This window comes from Marinobacter sp. (assembly GCF_033722735.1).
In the GTDB taxonomy this organism is placed as follows: Bacteria; Pseudomonadota; Gammaproteobacteria; order Pseudomonadales; family Oleiphilaceae; genus Marinobacter.
The window spans coordinates 105316-122797 of the sequence record NZ_JAWVYN010000005.1; the positions used below are offsets into that span (position 1 = coordinate 105316).

The 17482-nt window shown below is 61.0% G+C and carries 16 protein-coding genes; 7 read left to right on the forward strand and 9 right to left on the reverse strand.

Features of this window, described 5'->3' with window-relative positions; all coding sequences use genetic code 11:
• Nucleotides 1–7: 7 nt before the first annotated feature.
• Together R3175_RS05905 and R3175_RS05910 are read right to left on the reverse strand one after the other, a co-directional pair.
• Nucleotides 8–406 carry an antitoxin Xre-like helix-turn-helix domain-containing protein gene (locus R3175_RS05905; RefSeq protein WP_318942948.1) on the reverse strand — a complete coding sequence of 133 codons (399 nt, stop codon included), beginning with the start codon at nt 404–406 and terminating at the stop codon, nt 8–10.
• A gap of 73 nt (nt 407–479) precedes the next feature.
• Nucleotides 480–1391 carry an ROK family protein gene (locus R3175_RS05910; protein WP_318942949.1) on the reverse strand — a complete coding sequence of 304 codons (912 nt, stop codon included), beginning with the start codon at nt 1389–1391 and terminating at the stop codon, nt 480–482.
• Nucleotides 1392–1511: 120 nt separating this feature from the next.
• On the opposite strand from R3175_RS05910, the gene R3175_RS05915 reads away from it, so the two are divergent.
• Nucleotides 1512–2459, forward strand: coding sequence for an AEC family transporter (locus R3175_RS05915; protein WP_318942950.1), 948 nt, complete (start codon nt 1512–1514; stop codon nt 2457–2459).
• A gap of 7 nt (nt 2460–2466) precedes the next feature.
• Here the strand turns inward: R3175_RS05915 and R3175_RS05920 are convergent, their stop codons facing one another.
• From R3175_RS05920 to R3175_RS05930, 3 genes are all read right to left on the reverse strand, one after another.
• Nucleotides 2467–3081, reverse strand: coding sequence for a flavin reductase family protein (locus R3175_RS05920; RefSeq protein ID WP_318942951.1), 615 nt, complete (start codon nt 3079–3081; stop codon nt 2467–2469).
• Nucleotides 3082–3177: 96 nt separating this feature from the next.
• Entirely contained in the window at nt 3178–4005 is an 828-nt protein-coding gene (locus R3175_RS05925) for a protein-glutamate O-methyltransferase CheR (RefSeq protein ID WP_318942952.1), read from the reverse strand.
• 48 nt (nt 4006–4053) lie between these two features.
• Nucleotides 4054–4983: a chemotaxis protein CheV gene (locus R3175_RS05930; RefSeq protein ID WP_318942953.1), complete on the reverse strand. Its 930-nt coding sequence runs from the start codon at nt 4981–4983 to the stop codon at nt 4054–4056.
• Between the two features lie 179 nt (nt 4984–5162).
• On the opposite strand from R3175_RS05930, the gene flgA reads away from it, so the two are divergent.
• From flgA to R3175_RS05945, 3 genes are all read left to right on the forward strand, one after another.
• A complete protein-coding gene (gene flgA / locus R3175_RS05935) occupies nt 5163–5867 on the forward strand; it encodes a flagellar basal body P-ring formation chaperone FlgA (RefSeq protein ID WP_318942954.1) in 705 nt (234 codons plus the stop codon).
• 174 nt (nt 5868–6041) lie between these two features.
• A complete protein-coding gene (flgM, locus tag R3175_RS05940) occupies nt 6042–6362 on the forward strand; it encodes a flagellar biosynthesis anti-sigma factor FlgM (protein WP_318942955.1) in 321 nt (106 codons plus the stop codon).
• Between the two features lie 7 nt (nt 6363–6369).
• Complete coding sequence (locus R3175_RS05945) at nt 6370–6840, forward strand: flagellar protein FlgN (RefSeq protein ID WP_318942956.1); 471 nt, start codon at nt 6370–6372, stop codon at nt 6838–6840.
• 63 nt (nt 6841–6903) lie between these two features.
• On the opposite strand, the gene R3175_RS05950 is transcribed toward R3175_RS05945, so the two are convergent.
• A complete protein-coding gene (locus R3175_RS05950; protein WP_318942957.1) occupies nt 6904–7659 on the reverse strand; it encodes a pilus assembly protein PilB in 756 nt (251 codons plus the stop codon).
• Nucleotides 7660–7991: 332 nt separating this feature from the next.
• Between R3175_RS05950 and R3175_RS05955 the strand changes: the two genes are divergently transcribed.
• The 3 genes from R3175_RS05955 to R3175_RS05965 all read left to right on the forward strand — a co-directional run bounded on the left by R3175_RS05955 (nt 7992) and on the right by R3175_RS05965 (nt 11246).
• Nucleotides 7992–8627 (forward strand): peptidylprolyl isomerase, encoded by a 636-nt coding sequence (locus R3175_RS05955; protein WP_413231736.1) that lies wholly within the window; start codon nt 7992–7994, stop codon nt 8625–8627.
• Entirely contained in the window at nt 8624–10537 is a 1914-nt protein-coding gene (gene mnmC, locus R3175_RS05960) for a bifunctional tRNA (5-methylaminomethyl-2-thiouridine)(34)-methyltransferase MnmD/FAD-dependent 5-carboxymethylaminomethyl-2-thiouridine(34) oxidoreductase MnmC (protein WP_318942958.1), read from the forward strand. Before R3175_RS05955 ends, mnmC begins: the two co-directional genes overlap by 4 nt.
• A 76-nt stretch (nt 10538–10613) precedes the next feature.
• Nucleotides 10614–11246: an HPP family protein gene (locus tag R3175_RS05965; RefSeq protein WP_318942959.1), complete on the forward strand. Its 633-nt coding sequence runs from the start codon at nt 10614–10616 to the stop codon at nt 11244–11246.
• 7 nt (nt 11247–11253) lie between these two features.
• Here R3175_RS05965 and R3175_RS05970 read toward each other — a convergent pair whose 3' ends face one another.
• The 3 genes from R3175_RS05970 to zipA form a co-directional block, all read right to left on the reverse strand.
• Entirely contained in the window at nt 11254–14001 is a 2748-nt protein-coding gene (locus tag R3175_RS05970) for a Calx-beta domain-containing protein (RefSeq protein ID WP_318942960.1), read from the reverse strand.
• Between the two features lie 188 nt (nt 14002–14189).
• On the reverse strand, nt 14190–16229 hold the full coding sequence (ligA, locus tag R3175_RS05975) for an NAD-dependent DNA ligase LigA (protein ID WP_318942961.1): 2040 nt from the start codon (nt 16227–16229) through the stop codon (nt 14190–14192).
• A gap of 103 nt (nt 16230–16332) precedes the next feature.
• Nucleotides 16333–17418, reverse strand: coding sequence for a cell division protein ZipA (gene zipA / locus R3175_RS05980; protein ID WP_318942962.1), 1086 nt, complete (start codon nt 17416–17418; stop codon nt 16333–16335).
• Nucleotides 17419–17482 lie beyond the last annotated feature (64 nt).

Here is a 17482-nt window from a genome sequence, read left to right on the forward strand (position 1 = left end):
TAATCCGTCACCACAACCCTCCCCTCAAAGCATCGATCCGCTTGAAGGTCTCATAGAGATCCGCAAACTGGCCGGAACTGATTACTTCCAGCGGGGTACGACCATTGAAGTAGGGGTTGTCATTGGCCAGGGACATGAACCCATAAACGTTACCGGGGTTGTCGAACAGCGTTCGAAGCGCGGCATGGATATTGAGGACATAACTCAGTCGTTCCAGTTGATCCCGCGACAGGGAAGCCGATTCCGGGTGCTGCCGGTATTTGTACAGGGCCGCCCGGGAAATGCTGAGGATGTTCTGGATCTGCCCGGGGGTGCACTGCCACTTATCCAGGATGTTGAAGACAGCCTTGAGCCCAGCGCTCACATTGGGGGGCGGCTCTGATCGGGTTGCGGTGTGCTGCATCATGATATCACCTCGCTCTACAGTCCAACTATAGATCATTCGAGATGATTCGTCTATCGGTGGACTCACGCTCCAATTAGCGAGCAGCCAGCCAGGCTGCACCGCGTACCCCGCTGGAATCCCCAAAATGCGCCGGCATCACCGGGGTGTCACACTCCCCGCCGAATACATAGGCACGCAGATAATCCGGCAATTCCCGGTAGATCGCTTCAACGTTCGACAGACCGCCGCCCAGCACGATGACGTCCGGGTCGATGACATTGATGACCGACGCCAGCCCCCTGGCCAATTGCGGAATATAGGTGGCCAGGGTCTGCCGGGCAGCAGCTACACCCCGTTCCGCAGCGTCGGCGATTTCCCAGGCGGTCATGAGCTCCTGCCATTGCAGGCGATGGGTCAGTGACAGGCCGGTACCGGACAGAAAGGTTTCAATACACCCGGCCTTGCCACAGAAACAGGGGCGCCGCTCCAGGTCGCACTGACTGGTCCAGGGCAGTGGATTGTGCCCCCACTCACCGGCCACACCGTTGGGACCGGACAACAGCCTCCCCGCTACACTGACGCCAGCCCCACAACCGGTACCGAGAATGACCGCCAGCACCACGTCGTGCCCTTGCCCGGCTCCGTCCGTCGCCTCCGACAACGCCAGACAGTTGGCGTCGTTGGTCAGCGTCACCGGGCGCTGCAATCGCTGCTGCAGATCGGTAGCCAGAGGCTGGCCGTTGAGCCAGGTCGAGTTGCCGTTTTTCACCCGCCCGGTGAGCCGGGATACGCAGCCAGGGATGCCAACACCCACCGGCAGCGTGCTGACGCCTGCAACGGCTTCGGCCTCTCCTACCAGGGTGGCGATCAACTCCACACAACCACGATAGTCTCCGGTAGGCGTCGGTTTGCGCGCCCGGAAATGTTCCTGACTGTCACGATCCAGCAGGATAACCTCGGTTTTGGTACCACCCAGGTCAATACCAACCATCCAGTGTTGCGACATAACGACTCCCCCCCAGATTAGAAGCGATTGGTACGGTGCCAGGGTCGACCAATCGTTACCTTCCTAACCAGCACTCTATGCGAGACAATACCGGCTTTTCTCCGGAGCCCCAAAAGACCTATGGCCCTGACGCAGATATTCTTCCACACTCTGGAGACCACCTTGCCGGTCTTCGCCATGGTGTTCATTGGCCTGGGACTTCGACGCCTGGGCTGGATCGACGCTCCGTTCATCAACACGGCGTCGGCTCTGGTGTTTCGCGCAACCCTGCCCACCCTGGTGTTCTTCAGTATTGTGGAGGCAGACCTCGAGAGTGCCTTCAATCCGGTCCTACTTGCCTACTACCTGGCCGCGACCCTTGCCTGTTTCGCCCTCGCCTGGCTGTGGTCGGTGTGGCGAGTGCCGGCGGAAAGCCGGGGAGTCTTTGTTCAGGGTGCCTTTCGGGGCAACTGCGGCATCGTTGGCTTGGCCCTGGCCGCCAGTTTCTACGGCGACTACGGCCTGTCGGCAGGCGGAATCCTGCTGGGGTTGGTCATCATTTCCTACAACGCCCTGTCCGTGATCGTCCTCACCGCCTATCACCCGGGCAAACAGACCGGCTGGCGCAGCATCCTGCTGGACATCCTTCGCAACCCACTGATCCTTGCAGTACTGGTGGCAGTGCCTTTCGCCTGGGCGGACCTGTCACTGCCCACTTGGCTGCACACCAGCGGTAACTACTTCGCCTCGCTCACCTTGCCCCTGGCTCTCCTGTGCATCGGCGGCACCCTGTCCCTGGGCGCCCTGCGCAGCAACAGCAGGAGCGCGGTCAGTGCCAGTATGCTAAAAATGGTCACCCTGCCCCTGCTGGCAACCACAGGGGCCTGGCTGGTCGGATTCAAGGGGCAGGAACTGGGGCTCATGTTCCTGTTCTTCGCCAGCCCGACGGCCGCCGCCAGTTATGTGATGGCCAAGGCCCTCGGGGGTAATGATCGGCTGGCCGCCAACATCGTCGCCCTGACCACGCTCCTGGCCAGCGTTACCGTCACCGCCGGCATTTTCCTGCTGAGGGCCAGCGGCGTGGGCTGACGCCCGCTTATTGCGGCCGGGGGATGGTCAGCACCTCACCAAAGGTGACGTACTCGTTCCCTCCCAGTCGCCCGATCGGATCCAGCGCAGCCGCATCCACCCGCAGCCGCTCCTTGTCATCCAGACTCACCGCCCGATCATCGACAAACACCTTGTGAACCTGCCCAAAGATCAGGCTTTGCGGCGTTGGTCCGATCTCTTTGATCTCGTACAACTCGCACGCCATAGCCACGCGGCAATCCGCCAGCCTGGGCAACGCAAAGCCCTCGAAGTCGGTGAGCGGTAAATCCAGGTGCGTCAGTTCCGACTGGCCGTGTGGCAGCACCTGGGAAGTCTGGGTCATAGCCTGGGCCAGTTCGCGATGGGCGAGGTGAATAGTGAATACCTTGCGGGCTTCAATATTCACCCGGGTGTCCTTGAATTGCCCGTCCGGTTTCTTACCCACCGAGAGCATAACCAATGGCGGCTTGCTGGTGATCGCATTGAAAAAAGAGAACGGAGCCAGGTTGTAATCCCCATCCGGGTTCTCGGTTAACACCCAGGCCACCGGTCGCGGGACCAGAGTCTGGGTCATGGCGTGATAGACCTCGCTCGAGGGCATGTGATCGAAATCAAGAATCATGGGCGAACTCCGATTGGCGCGCCGCCGGCCAACCGGCCCCTCGAGCGCATTAACCAGGTTGGCCGCTCTGGGACCAGCCGCCGACGCGGGAATGGGTTATTTCTTGCGATAGATGATGCCGGGATGGCACTGGACCATTTCGTACAGGTCCTGCAACCCGTTCAGCGACTCCGAAGAGCCAAGAATCAGATACCCCCCCGGATTGAGGGTGGCATGGATCCGAGTGAGAATATCTCGCTTGAGGTCGGCCGAAAAATAGATCAGCACATTGCGGCAGAACACCACATCAAATTTCCCCAGCATGTAGCGGTCCAGCAGGTTCAGTTCCTTGAACTCGACCATACCGCGGATCTGGGGACTGATCTGCCAACCACCATTGGCCGATGGCTTGAAGAACGCCCGCTGCCGTTCCGGTGACAATCCCCGGCCTATGGCAATCATTTCGTACTCGCCGCGCCGGGCCACTTCCAGGACACTCTTGGATATGTCCGTGGCGGTGATGCGCAAGTCCCGCAGTTTGCCGGGCCTCAGACGCCGATACTCCTCAACGATCATGGCGATCGAGTACGGTTCCTGGCCGGTTGAGCAGGCGGACGACCAGATTCTGACCGGCGCCATGGACTTGCGCTCGGCCAGTTCGGGCAACAACTGATCACTGAGAATGCGAAAAGGGTGACTGTCCCGGAACCACAGGGTCTCGTTGGTGGTCATGGCATCGATGACCAGCTCCCGCAAGCCGCTGCTGCCCGGACGGCGGAAGCTTTCCAGCAGCTCCCCCAGCCCGGACATCCGCTGTTCCTCCAGGATTCGACGCAGGCGGCTCTTTACCAGGTATTGCTTGTTGTCACCCAGCAAAATGCCGCAGGCGTCCTGCAGGAATGCCTGAAATGCCTCATATTCCTGGGGCGTAATGTCTGCCTTCATGCGATCTCTAACTTAAGGCTGGCTGGATCGGAGCCCTGCCCTGTACATTTATTGATTGTCGATGATTTCCATGACTCGCTCGGCGAGCTCGTCCGGACTGAACTTGGCCATAAAATCGTCCGCCCCGACTTTCTGTACCATCGCCTGATTGAACACCCCGCTCAGGGAGGTATGCAACATGATATACAAATCCGTGATGGCCGGATCATGCTTGCAATTGGTCACCAGCGTATAGCCGTCCATCTCGGGCATTTCAACATCCGAGATCATCAGAGAAAGGTGATCCGTCGCCTTGCTTCCATCAGCGGTGATCTCCCGCAAAAACTCCAGCGCCTGCTTGCCGTCGTTCCGGATAATGACCTCCATCCCAATTGCGGTGAGACACCGTTCGATCTGTCGACGCGCCACGGCGGAATCGTCCACCACCAGAACCGGTAACAGGCCACCCCGATCCTTGGAGCTCTTGCTGAGCACTTCCTCCGTCACGTCCTCCCGCAACGGAGAAACTTCGGAAAGTATCTTCTCTACGTCTATGATTTCAACGAGCTTATCGTCTATTTTTGTTACCGCCGTCAGGTATACCTCGCGTCCTGCCCCCTTGGGTGGCGGCAGGATTTCTTCCCAGTTCATGTTGACGATGCGATCCACCCCCGCCACCAGGAACCCCTGGGTCTTGCGATTGTATTCGGTGATGATCACAAAGCTGTTGGCCAGCTCGTCACTGGAAATGCCGGGCTGCCGAATGGCCATACCCAGATCAATGATGGGAATGGTCTCCCCGCGGATATGGGCGACCCCGCGCACGACCGGCTGACTGTTAGGGAGGGAGGAGAGCTTCGGACACTGCAACACCTCCTTCACCTTGAACACGTTAATGCCGTATATCTGCCGACCGCGGAGCCGAAACAGCAGGAGCTCCAGCCGGTTCTGGCCGACGAGCTGGGTTCGTTGATTCACACTGTCTAGTACGCCTGCCATCGATCTCTCCTGCAGATATTTGCCCCCTTGCCGGCACAGATCTTGCCTTTCTGGTGGCAAAAGCCATTTTTTTGACCGGATATCATGGTAACGGCACCATCAGGGAAATATTGAGCCGCTTACCGCAAAAAGGCATCGTTTTTTGCCTTGTTTTCAAAGCATAGGACAAACGACAGCATATGCGCATCCTCATTTTGTCGACAGCCATGTTACTGGCAGCCGGCGCAGCGATGGCTCAAGCCGCCAGTGCCACCCAGGAACAGATCACAGCCGCCGCATCCGCCTTGCTGCAGGCGTTTGCCGACGCCCAGGCCGCCGAGGGCTATGTTGTTGATTTTGAACTGGGCCAGCTTGATCCCCGCCTTAACCTGGCAGCCTGCGGCGACCAGCTGACGGCAGAGTTCAGTGGCGATCCCTGGCAAACCACCCAGCCCACCCTGCTGATCCAATGTGAGGGACAACGCCCCTGGCGGATGTACCTGCCCGCAACGGTCACCATTACCGGCCAGGTCTTCACCGCCAGCCGGCCCGTCGCTCGAGGCGAGCGGATCACCCGGGGGCTGGTCTCCGTCGAACAGAGCGTGATCAACAGCACCCGGCGAGCCCCAATCACCGCCCTCGAGGACTTGCTGGGGAAAGAGGCCTCCCGCTCCATGAACCGGGGCACGGTCTATACCCCGGCGTATGTTGAGGAGCCAGACGCCGTGCAGCGGGGGGATCATGTTATCATCACCGCCCGCTCCGGCAGCTTTGAAGTCCATACCCGGGGCAAGGCCCTGGCCAACGGCCAAACTGGAGAACAGGTGCTGGTGGAAAACCTGTCCTCCTCCCGCCGTGTTCGGGGGCGCATTGTTGGCCCCGGCCGGGTGGAAATTCCCATGTGACGCCAAGCAAGAGCGGCAACGGCCTGCCACTGGTGGGACAGTTCTTGCCGCCTTACGAAACGGTACGGCAACAGTCAACAATAATTTCTAAAGTTGTTCGGACGCCTGCCGATAAACAGGCCAAGTAACTTATTTCGCCGCCATCCCGGCGCAAACAGGCAAGCAGGTATCATTATGTCAGTTGACTTCAATGGAATTGGCCCCGGCCAGGTCAACACTCCCAAGACCACGGCCGACAAGGCAAATGCCCCCAAGACCCAGTCCCCGGCAGAGCAGGCCCAGTCCCAGGCGCAAGCCGGACGCGGCGAGAACGTTAAGCTTAGCGCCCAGGCCAAAGACCTCAAGCAACTCGAGCAGCGCCTGAGCAGTTATCCGGAAACGGACGACGCTCGCATCGAGCAGATCAAGTCTGCACTGGCGGATGGTTCCTACAAGGTGGACGCAGAGAAACTGGCCCAGAAAATGCTTGAAATGGATGAAAGCATTTTTGGGTGAGAGAATCATGGCAGCCATTGACAAGTTGAAGCAGTTACTCGAAGAAGATAGTCGTCAACTGGATAAGTTGGCATCTCTCCTCAAAGAGGAGAAAGCTTCACTGTCGAAATCCGACGTAAAGGCCCTTGAGCCGATAACCCAGCAAAAGGACGCGCTGCTGAAGAAGCTGCGTGAGCGGGCAAAACAGAAGATTCACCTGCTGGTGGAGATGGGCTACCGTCCCGATAGCGGTAATCCGTCCCGATTCATCCAGAGCAGCGGCATGACAGAACTGATCGCCCCCTGGACCGAAGCCGAACGCCGACTGAAAGCCTGCCAGAGCCTGAATGCGGTCAATAGCCGGGTGGTGGGCCACCTGCAAAAACGTCTGGCCAGACTGAGCGACATCTTCCGCGGAACTACCGGCCAGCAGAAACTCTACGGCGCCACCGGACATCAGACCTCGGTCAACCAGAGGACCATCCTGGCCAGCGCCTGAGCAAGTCTCAGCCAGCCCAATAGCAAGCCGGTACCCGTCAATTCGGGTACCGGCTTTTTCATACTAGCGACGGGTTGAAATGGTGATGCGGGAACCGGCCTGAAACTGGATATCGCTGAGGGTCACATGGCCGAGAATGGGCCCGTTGCCCTCGGATACCCGGATGTTGCGCATATCCACTCGCTCAATACGCTCCGGCAATGACAGCTCCAGGGCGCCATCTTCGTGAATCCTGAAGCGGGATACCCCTTCACGATAGTGCACGCCGCTGATAGTCATCTCGGAATTCACAAAGTTCAGCGCCGGCACGAAGGTACGGGCGATCAGCTTCAGCCCTTCCACAGCATCCGTCGCTTCCTCCCCCAGAGGTTCGCCATCACTGTCGCTGGCCGCCTCCGCCATGCCTTCTACACGGACCACCTGAGCCAGAAAGTCGTCGGTGGCGCGCCCCACCGCCTGGGCGAGTTCGGCGTCGGTCATGGGCGTCCAGTTGCCATCGGCGTACAGCTCGCCGGCGACCGTATTCTCGGCCCCACCGGTTCCCGGGCTACTGGCCGCAAACGACACCAGGGGCTGGAAGGGTAACGTGATCATGGTGACCAGGGCCGCTGCGTTGCGATAGCGGGCCTGATGCTTGAGGACACGACCTAGCTCCTTCTCGGAAATCCACCCTGACTGAACAAGAAACTCGCCCAGTCGCTGGCCGGTTTCCTGATGTCGTTTCAACCCCACTTCCAGCTGGGCTTCGGTGAGATAGCCGCGATTAATCAACAACCGCCCTAGGCGGGATTTTTCCTGAAGACCGTGACTGATTTTCACGCGATTCCTCCATTGAATGATCAAACACCGTACAGCCCGGCCCGGTTTCTAATGGGTTATCCTGCGCCAACCATCTTCGGGCCCGATTAATGAGGAGTACAGAAACGAATCGCGTGGATCCGTAACCGGATGTTGTCAGGCATCCGTTACCGTTGGCCTCTCGGTGAAATTGTAGCGTTCCGTTGCCCGGGTTACCGTCTCTGTAAAGGTAGTTTAAGACAGCCCTTTTGCCCGCAGGGAACACACCGAAATGTCAGCAAGATCTGTTAGAATCCAGTCGTCAACCGGTCGCTGATCTCCCTGGCCTTCATACATACACGGAGCTTTCTATCGTGACGAGCGCACAAACGAAAAATTCGGTAAAACCCTCATTAACTGTGATCCGGCTCTTCATTGCCACGGCCGTCGCGGCCCTGTTCAGCCTCGGCGCCACGGCGGCGAGCGCCCAGGACGACTCCGCCGCCCTGCCCAAAGTTCGCGTGGAAACCTCGGAGGGCGCCCTGGAAATCACCCTGCGCCCCGATGTGGCGCCGGAAACGGTTGAGAATTTCCTGACCTACGTGGACGCGGGCTTTTACGAAGGCACCATTTTCCACCGGGTCATTCCCGGTTTCATGATCCAGGGCGGTGGCTTCAATCGTAACCTTCAGCGACAGACTACTGGCGAGCCAATCACCAACGAGGCCAGCCCAACCCTGAAGAACCTCCGCGGCACCATCGCCATGGCCCGCACCAACGATCCCCACTCGGCTACCTCCCAGTTCTTCATCAACCTGGTGGATAACCACTTCCTGAACGCCGGTGTTCGTGGACCGGGCTACGCAGTCTTCGGGCGGGTGACCGACGGCATGGGTGTGGCTGACACCATCGCCGGCAAGCCCACGGGTTTCCGCAATGGCATGGCCGACGTACCGGTGGAACCGATCATCATCCAGCGCATTAGCCGTCTCGACCAGGACGCTGAATGACCGCGCCCAGCCATCCTCCGGTTTCAGCCACGCCGGCTCGCCTGGTGTGGCGAGAGGGTGTTCCGGAATCCGCTGACTTCGGCGATGTCTACTTCAGTCGCGAGGACGGCCTGGAAGAAACCCGCTATGTGTTTCTTCAACACAATAACCTGCCACGGCGATTCGCCGACGTGGGTCCCGGCCAGGGTTTTGTGGTGGCGGAGTCCGGCTTCGGCACCGGCCTGAACTTTCTGGCCACCTGGCAACTCTGGCGGCAGTGCAACCCGCCTGCCGGCGCGACCCTTCATTTCGTCTCGGTCGAACGCTACCCCCTCACGCCGCAGGACCTTGCCAGGGCACACGCGCTATGGCCGGAACTGGAGCAGCTGGCCAACGAGCTGCAAGCCCACTATCCGGTTCTGATAAATGGCACTCACCGTTTGGTGCTGGACGGGGGGCGAGTCAGGCTCACTCTGCATTTTGGTGATGCCCTCGACGGTTGGCGGGACATGACCTTCCAGGCCGATGCCTGGTTTCTGGACGGCTTTGCCCCTTCCCTCAATCCCGAACTGTGGGTGGACGAGGTCGTCTCCTCCGTACGCCAGCACAGCCGACCGGGAACGACTGTCGCGACCTTCACCGCTGTTGGCAGGGTCCGCAGAGCCCTGCTAGCCGCCGGATTCCAGATGCAGAAGGTACCGGGATTTGGCCGCAAACGGGAGATGTTGGCCGGCATGCTCCCGGCTACGGGCGCCCGAGACGGGACACCCAACACCACTGTCCCGCCTGCCACTCCCTCCTCGGTGGCCGTTGTCGGCGCAGGCATTGCGGGTTGCCTGCTCGCCCGGAATCTGGCGGACCGGGGCGTAGAGGTCACCGTGATCGACTCCGCTGACGGTCCCGCGGCCGGGGCTTCTGGCAACACCCAGGGAGCCCTGTACGTGAAACTGGGGGTTGAGTTCAATGCCCAGACACAACTCGCCCTGTCCGCCCTGCTCTTTGCCCAGGCGTCTTACCGTCCCCTTTCCGGCTCGCTCTGGCACCCCACGGGGGTCCTGCAGTTAGCCGGTACCGAGCAGGAGGCCCGACGCCAGGCCAAGTTTCTCGCCAGCAACAACTATCCCGAAGCCGTGGTCAGGGCGGTCTCGGCGGACGAGGCGACGGCGCTCAGCGGCCTCAGCCTGGCACACGGAGGGCTCTGGTTTACCAACAGCGGCTGGCTGCAGCCAGCGGCGCTGTGTCGGTGGCTACTGGACCACCCGGGGATCAGCCGTCGCTTTGGCTTTGACGTGGCCGGACTAGCCTCCCGGAACACCCGCTGGTGTCTCACTGCCACTGACGGGAAGACCCTGACCGTCGACCAGGCGGTGCTGTGTACCGGCCACCGGATCACCGAGCTGCTGCCGGATTCGGCCCGCCTCCGTTTCAAGCCCATTCGCGGTCAGGTCACCCTGTTGTCCAACGAGCAGGTCCAGGCCCCGAACTGTGTGGTTTGCGGTACGCGATATCTGAACCCGGCCCATGACCGGACGGCGCTGACCGGCGCCACCTTCGATCTTCACCAGCAATCCCCGGAAGTGACCTCGGAGAGTGAGCTGGAGAACCTGCAGGCGCTCGCAGACATGATCCCCGGCATCATTTCCGACACGGTGATCGAGCATTGCGCCCAGACCCAACCGAGTGCCCGGGGCCGCGTTGGCTTCCGTTGTACCACGCGGGATTATCAACCGGCGGTCGGACCCGTACCGCGCGCCGAGGGTCAAATGATGCCGGGTCTGTTCGTATTGACCGGCTTGGGAAGCAAGGGACTGAGCTATGCCCCCTTGCTTGCGGAGTACCTGACAGATCATATCCTGGGACAACCGGAGGCCCTTCCCCAGTCACTGCAAAAACGTATTAGACCAGCCAGGCTGATGGATTCTGCCGGTTAGGGTAAAGTTACACTCTATGATGCCGATATTTAACATAGACCCCCATAGAAGGGGGTGACGTTGAGAGGGAGCTGGCATGGCAATCTATGTGAGTGAGCCGGGACGGCCGCAGGGCACTCGGTTACCAGAGGTTTTCCGCGATCGGCCGGTGGATACCGTGACCGAAATGGTGGAGTACCATCCAATCAATCCTCAGCGGAATGACGCCACAGACCCTGAGGTGCTTAATGCCCAGTGGCCGGCACACCAACGTGCAGCTGCTGAGTACGGAGAGAATACCGGCGCTGAAGAGGAGAGCCAGCGCCCTTACCTTCCGGTATCCCGGCTGGCCACCTCCACCCTGCACACGCTGCCGACATCGGCCACCCTGGGCGAGGCCCTCGCAATAATGGATCAACACGCCTTCCGGCACCTGATTGTGGTCGCCGAGAACGAAGTGGCAGGCCTGGTGGACAAGACCTGGATCCTGGAATGGCTCCGTCAGAACGATGCCGACGCGGCTATCTACCGCTTCAGTCATGTGGAGCTCCCCGCGTTCCTGACAGCATCGCCGGAAACGGACGCGCACCAGTTGGCCCGACTGATGCTGGCCCACCGGCTCGATTCAGCCGTGGTGATCGATCACCGGAGCCTGGTGGTCGGCATCGTCACCAGCACGGATTACCTGCGCCTGTATGCCAGCCCCAGTCGGCAGGAGGGGAACGTCTGACCGGTAATCAGTTCAGCCGGCGACCGCTGCCGCTGTACAACACCAGCTGCCATTGCCGGCTACCGCTCTCTCCAACCTCCACCAGCGCAGCCAGCTCCTGATTCCGGTACTGCCCCAGACGAACCACCCTGGCATTGTCCAGATCGGCCTGTGCCCGCCAAATCACGGCGTCACCGGCCTCCACGCCGGTATCCGCATCCACCCGGGCCAGAATGGCCTGGGGCTGGTTGGAGCCGTTGCTCGCCTGGGCACCGAACAGGCCATTACTGCTACCGGCCACCACCAGATCATCATCGAACAGTGACAATACATTGACTTGCTCATCCGAGATATCGTCTACGTCGTTCAACATGACCACCCGGTTGAGCTGTCCCGACATGGCGTAACGGAGGAGAAATCCCGCCTCGCTGGCTGTCGCCTCCTGAGTGAGTTCCAGGGCACCCGGTACCGAGCTGTCCTCCACCGCCTGAGCGGAGTACTGGCTGAAGGCATGCCCGGCCAGCCACAGGCCGTTGTCGACGTACTGCGCCGCCGTCACCGTATCGTCGGCCTCGGTTCCCCGCTGGCGGATCGTCAGGCTCGCCGTGGGGGACGAGGCATCATAGAAGTAAAAGTCCCGGCCACCTAATTGGGGCTCCCCTGCCACAGCGCCTCGGCTGGTGCCCACGGCGACCGCGCCACTGGTGGCCAGGTCTCCGCCAATGACCGTTTCATCCAGCCCAGAGCCCGCTTGTCGGGTCCATGCCACTTTGGCCGTGGCGGAGCCGCCGTCCTGGTCCGTATCGATTCTCTGGACAAAGCTGTCCATTCCCCCGGCGCTGCCATCCGGGGACCAGGCACCGGAAGTCTGCCCGCTTATGAAGACACTGTAAGAGCTATCCAGCCCTACCCAGCGCGGCGAATCATTGCCAGCGCTGCCACTCTGATGCGCCCAGACCTGGACGTAGCCCGCCGGTTCCGCAGCGCTGTCGAACTGGTAGAGGGCGGTCACCAGGTCGGTTCCGCCGGCATTGGTGGCACCGGTAATGGCTCCGGCCGTGCTGTAACTGACCACCAGCCGGCGCTCGAAGCTGTCGTTAGACAGCTTCTTCTCAATGTAGTCGACGACCGGCACCCCAGATCCGGCGACAGGCGCGTCCGGCAGTTCCACAGGGGCCAGCGAATCGGCCCCCAGCCGATCCAGGATCCGGAGCTGAGGCAGATTTGTGCCTCCGTCATAGCCGACAATGAAGTGCCGGCCATCGTGTCCCAGAGCCATGTCCGTGGGTACGAAGGCGCCGTCATTGCCAACCAGCAGATCCCCGGTCAACTCATTCAGCCCAACCTGCAACGTTGATCCAGCGGCGCCGGCGAACCCTTCGCGTCCGGCCTGGTAGACTTCGTCCACGGACAACCTCACCTCCTTGTCACGGTCCAACGCATTGGCAAAGGTATCCAACACCCGAATCCGGAACCGGCCGGTGTCCGAGGTTGCCGGAATCTCCACAGATTTCCCGGTGCCCCATTCCCCCGACTCGTTCTGCACTTCGATTTCGAAATCGGTGCCGGGGACCGCCGAGGAATTGGCGGTACTGAGTCTGACGCGGTAGCCCCCCTTGCGCTCCCCGGTCAGGCGAACCAGGTACTCAGGGATGGGGTCAACGTCCGGATCCACGGCCATGGCGTTGATCGCGTCCTGCGCCAGGCCCAATGCTGTCTCAAGCATGGCCCGCGGCTCGTCATCGGCAATCTCGATACTCAGTTCCCCTTCGGAGGTGCCGTCGGAAATGCTCGCCAGCCCTTCCCGTACCTCCGTCAGCGCCAGGGTGAAGGATTCCGGGCTCTCGGCAATGGTGTCATTCACCACTTCCAGCCGGATATAACACTCGGTTATCCCGGGCTCAAACGTCAGCACGCCCCCTGAGAAGTAGCCGTCTTCATCCAGCTGGTACTGAAGGTAGTCCGGTACTGGTAGCGCTGACTCGCTGGCACTGCCCAAGGCCACCACATCGGGACCCACCGCCGCGTTGTCGCGGTTGTCGGCACTGTTGTCGCACTGCTGGTGGGGCGCGACCACCCCACTGTCACAGTCTTCCGGATTGTATTGGCTGGTGAGCTGGAAGGCGACGCTGACGGTGGTGACTGATGGCTGGTCCAGGGTGACGGTCACGACCATAGGATGGGTCTTGTCTGTACGGTCACCAGTACCCACCACGTTGCCGTCGTCGTCATAGAGGTTACGGGTGTAGGAGTGGATGCCGGTTTCCGCCATTTCCGGAGGCTCGCAGGCGGACTCCCCGCCGTCTTCCACTTCGGTGCCCGCTCCGGTGCCTTCGGTGACGTCGGAAGCAGAGAGGGACACCTCGTTCTCAACCACCTCGATATCAAACGGCTGCAGCCCCACCCGATCGCCGTCGGTGGTCAACAGGACGATGTCCAGGTTTTTACCCAGATCGTCTTCGCCCCGCTGGCCCCCGGTAATGCCGGGCACCCCACGCAGGATGATGCCCTGGCGGGCCTTGTTGGCGGTGTCCTCAAGTCCCAGCCAGGACGGTGCGTTGCTGAGGGAAAAATCGAGGATGTCCTCGCCGCCATAGGCGCCGAAGTTGTAGGAATACTCCACCCCCAGGTAGGCCTTGGAGGCGGGAATTCCCAGGATGGTGGGATCGTCTGCGTCTTTCTTGGTCTTGCACCCGGCAAGGCCCAACACCAGCACGGCGACCAGCCCCAGCGTGACCGGGCGTGAAAAGCAGGCAGGAATCGATACGACAGTCATGCAGAAATCCGTTATCAGGGCATTGTTATTATGGGACGGCAGGTTACATACCGTTACAGAACCCTCCCATGGTAATCAATTTGCCCTGGCGGCTATCTGCGCGAGTTCTCAGAAACGTACGGTTGAATCGCCCCTGATCCATGGTGCCCGCGCCTGCGCAGCCGGCTACGCGGGCTCACCGTCACAGGCTACTCCGGCACCACCACGCCATGGGACGTCAATAGGTCCGCAAACCCTTCCTCGTCCAGTACCCGGACCCCCAGAGACTGGGCCTTGGTGAGCTTGGACCCGGCGGACTCACCCGCAACCACGCAGGTGGTTTTGCCGGACACACTGCCGGAGACCTTGGCCCCCAGGTCTTCCAGGATCTGCTTGGCCTGATCGCGGGTCATGGCGGTCAGGGTCCCGGTGAGCACCCAGGTTTCACCGTTGAGGGGACGCCCCCCTGCCTCGACCGCCTCCTGCTGCCACTGCACTCCGTTCCGACGCAGCGCGTCGATGGTTTCCTGGTTGTGGGGCTGATCGAAGAAGCTGCGGACATGCCCGGCCACAATGGGCCCTACGTCCGGCACCTCCTGCAAGGACGTCTCGTCGGCCTGCATCAGGGCCTCCAGCGAGCCATAGTGCCGGGCCAGCCCCTTGGCCGTGGCTTCACCCACCTCGCGGATGCCCAGCGCGTAGATGAAGCGCCAGAGCTCGGGATGCTTGGCCGCCTCGATGGCGTTGACCAGGTTACTGGCGGACTTCTCCCCCATCCTCTCCAGCCCGAGGAGGTCAGCCTTTTTCAGCGCATAGAGATCGGCCACGGTCTGGACCAGTTCCCGATCCACCAGGAGATCGATCAGTTTCTCCCCCAGCCCCTCGATATCCAGCGCCTTGCGGGACGCATAGTGGCGGATGGCCTCCTTGCGCTGGGCCGGGCAGAACAGTCCCCCGGAGCAGCGGGCCACGGCCTCGCCTTCAATCTGCACGATATCCGAGTCACACACCGGGCACGCTTCGGGCAGCTGGATTGTCCGGGCGTTGTCCGGGCGTTTGTCCGGAACCACCTTGACCACCTGGGGGATCACATCGCCGGCACGGCGGACGAACACCGTATCGCCGATCCGCACATCCAGCCGCTGAATCTCATCCATGTTGTGAAGGGTGGCGTTGCTGACCGTCACCCCGCCCACAAACACCGGCTTGAGCCGCGCAACCGGGGTGACGGCACCGGTGCGGCCCACCTGGAAGTCCACCCCTTCCAACACGGTGAGCGCTTCTTCTGCCGGAAACTTATGGGCGATCGCCCAGCGCGGGGCCCGGGAAACGAATCCCAGCTTTGCCTGCAGGTCCAGCCGGTCGACCTTGAACACAATGCCGTCAATCTCGTACGGCAGCTCCGGCCGTTTGTCGAGCAACGAATGGTACGCCTCCAGACACTGCTCAACCCCCGCTGCCATACGCATTTCCGGGTTGATTCGGAAGCCCCAGTCGCGCACCCGCTGCAAACACTCCCATTGGGTGTCTGGCAATACGCCTTCATCGGGGACGGCGACGCTGTAGGCGCACATCTCCAGTGGCCGCCGGGCGGTCACTGCCGGGCTTTTCTGGCGCAGGCTACCAGCCGCCGCATTGCGCGGGTTAACGAAGGTTTTCTCGCCCTGATTCGCCAGGCTCCGATTAAGCGACTCAAAGCCCGCCCTGGGCATGTAGACCTCGCCCCTGACCTCCACCAGTTCGGGCACATCCTGGCCACGGAGTTTCAAGGGGACCGACGGAATTGTCCGGATATTGCCGGTAATGTCCTCGCCCACATAGCCATCCCCACGGGTCGCCGCCCGCACCAGGAGGCCCTGCTCGTAGTGCAGGCTTACGGCCAGGCCATCGAGCTTGGGTTCGCACACGTAGGTGATCGCTTCGGTGGTTTCAAGACGGTCACGAATGCGACGGTCGAAATCCCGAAGCTCTTCCTCGTCAAAGGCGTTGTCCAGGGACAGCATGGGGATACGATGGGTAACCGGCTCGAAGGTGGTCTCGCCAAGGGCCCCTACCCGCTGGGTCGGCGAATCGGGCGAGATCAACTCCGGATGTTCCGCTTCCAGCGTTTGCAACTCCCGGAACAGGCGATCGTACTCCACATCGGGGATCTGTGGATCGTCCAGGACGTAGTAACGATAGTTGTGGTCGTCAATCTGCTGCCGCAATTGCTGCAGCCTCTCCGAAACGGGAAGTTCACCGTGACTCATTGCGCAGGTTTCCTGATACCGAATGCAAAACGCCCGGGTATGACCGGGCGCTCGTTGAACTGGTTTTCCGGGCAATTATCTAGCCTTGCTCCGGGCAATGCCCCTAGGGCCGCCGTGAGTGACGCTTGCGCTCAAACTCACGAATGCGCTGACGGCAGTGCTCGATGGTCTGCCCGGTCATCACGCTGCGGCGTTCGTCCTTGAGTTCCCCGCCCAGGTTTCTCACCACACATTGGGCTGTCTCCAGCATGAAATCAAACGCCTGGAGGGCATTGGTCGGCCCCGGGAGACTCATGAAGAAGCTGATCCCCGGCGTGGATAGGGTCGCCATATCGATGGGCTTGAAGGTACCAGGCTCCACCGCATTGGCAACACTGAACTGGACCGGGCTGTGGGTATCGGACTGTTCGTGGCGATGATAGATATCCATATCCCCATGCTCCAACCCGCAGGCCTCAAACAGCTTCTTCAGGGCGGTGCCCTGGAATTCCCGGTCTGGCTTGGCCAGCACATTGATCACAATGACTTCCTGAGCTTCGGGGCGGTTCGCGCCGGCCAGGGGCTGATCATTTTCCGGTTCCGCATGGCTCCGGCTGGCGGTGTCCTGCTCCACCTCGGTGGTCTGGTCCGGCGCCAGTTCCGTCACCTGATCCGCTTCCTGGCTGACCTGCGTGCGGCTCTGGGTGTCTTCCGGCCTGACGGTACGGGCCTCACCAATGATCCCGTTCTCCGGTTCGTCTTCATCATCCAGCGCGCTCCAGCCGGCAGCGTCGGCAGCCATCGCATCTTCGCTGACGGTATCGGCCTCCGGCTCCTGCGCAGTCCAGGACTCCTCGGGCCACCCTTGTTCCCCATCACCAGACTGCGACTCGGACGCACTCACCGAATCTTTGGCGTCCACCACCGGTCGGGTGGGTTTGGGGTCTGGATTCGCGAACCGGGACTTGCCCGCCTTGCGGACGTAGCCCCGATCCTCCAAGGTTTGGCGGGACACGGTACGGGCGCCGCCATTGGGCAGTTCGGGGTTGTACTCGTCATCCAGCGGCGACTCCTGCAGGTCATCCGCCCCCATGCCGGAAGAGATCGCCATCGATTCCTTTTTGGCACGCCTCATCCGGCGCACCCCATCAATAACAATGCCGAGAATAACCAGGGTACCTATGGTGATTAACCATTCCCTAAGTGACATAGTGCTGCTGTCCTGTTTGCTAATCGCTTATCGTCGTTACTCTATGAAAAGCCCGCCATGAATA

Bases quoted from the DNA above. Each gene is read 5' to 3' on its own strand.
- R3175_RS05905 (WP_318942948.1), bottom strand. From the start codon at position 406: ATGATGCAGCACACCGCAACCCGATCAGAGCCGCCCCCCAATGTGAGC.
- R3175_RS05910 (WP_318942949.1), bottom strand. From the start codon at position 1,391: ATGTCGCAACACTGGATGGTTGGTATTGACCTGGGTGGTACCAAAACC.
- R3175_RS05915 (WP_318942950.1), top strand. From the start codon at position 1,512: ATGGCCCTGACGCAGATATTCTTCCACACTCTGGAGACCACCTTGCCG.
- R3175_RS05920 (WP_318942951.1), bottom strand. From the start codon at position 3,081: ATGATTCTTGATTTCGATCACATGCCCTCGAGCGAGGTCTATCACGCC.
- R3175_RS05925 (WP_318942952.1), bottom strand. From the start codon at position 4,005: ATGAAGGCAGACATTACGCCCCAGGAATATGAGGCATTTCAGGCATTC.
- R3175_RS05930 (WP_318942953.1), bottom strand. From the start codon at position 4,983: ATGGCAGGCGTACTAGACAGTGTGAATCAACGAACCCAGCTCGTCGGC.
- flgA (WP_318942954.1), top strand. From the start codon at position 5,163: ATGCGCATCCTCATTTTGTCGACAGCCATGTTACTGGCAGCCGGCGCA.
- flgM (WP_318942955.1), top strand. From the start codon at position 6,042: ATGTCAGTTGACTTCAATGGAATTGGCCCCGGCCAGGTCAACACTCCC.
- R3175_RS05945 (WP_318942956.1), top strand. From the start codon at position 6,370: ATGGCAGCCATTGACAAGTTGAAGCAGTTACTCGAAGAAGATAGTCGT.
- mnmC (WP_318942958.1), top strand. From the start codon at position 8,624: ATGACCGCGCCCAGCCATCCTCCGGTTTCAGCCACGCCGGCTCGCCTG.
- R3175_RS05965 (WP_318942959.1), top strand. From the start codon at position 10,614: ATGGCAATCTATGTGAGTGAGCCGGGACGGCCGCAGGGCACTCGGTTA.
- R3175_RS05970 (WP_318942960.1), bottom strand. From the start codon at position 14,001: ATGACTGTCGTATCGATTCCTGCCTGCTTTTCACGCCCGGTCACGCTG.
- ligA (WP_318942961.1), bottom strand. From the start codon at position 16,229: ATGAGTCACGGTGAACTTCCCGTTTCGGAGAGGCTGCAGCAATTGCGG.
- zipA (WP_318942962.1), bottom strand. From the start codon at position 17,418: ATGTCACTTAGGGAATGGTTAATCACCATAGGTACCCTGGTTATTCTC.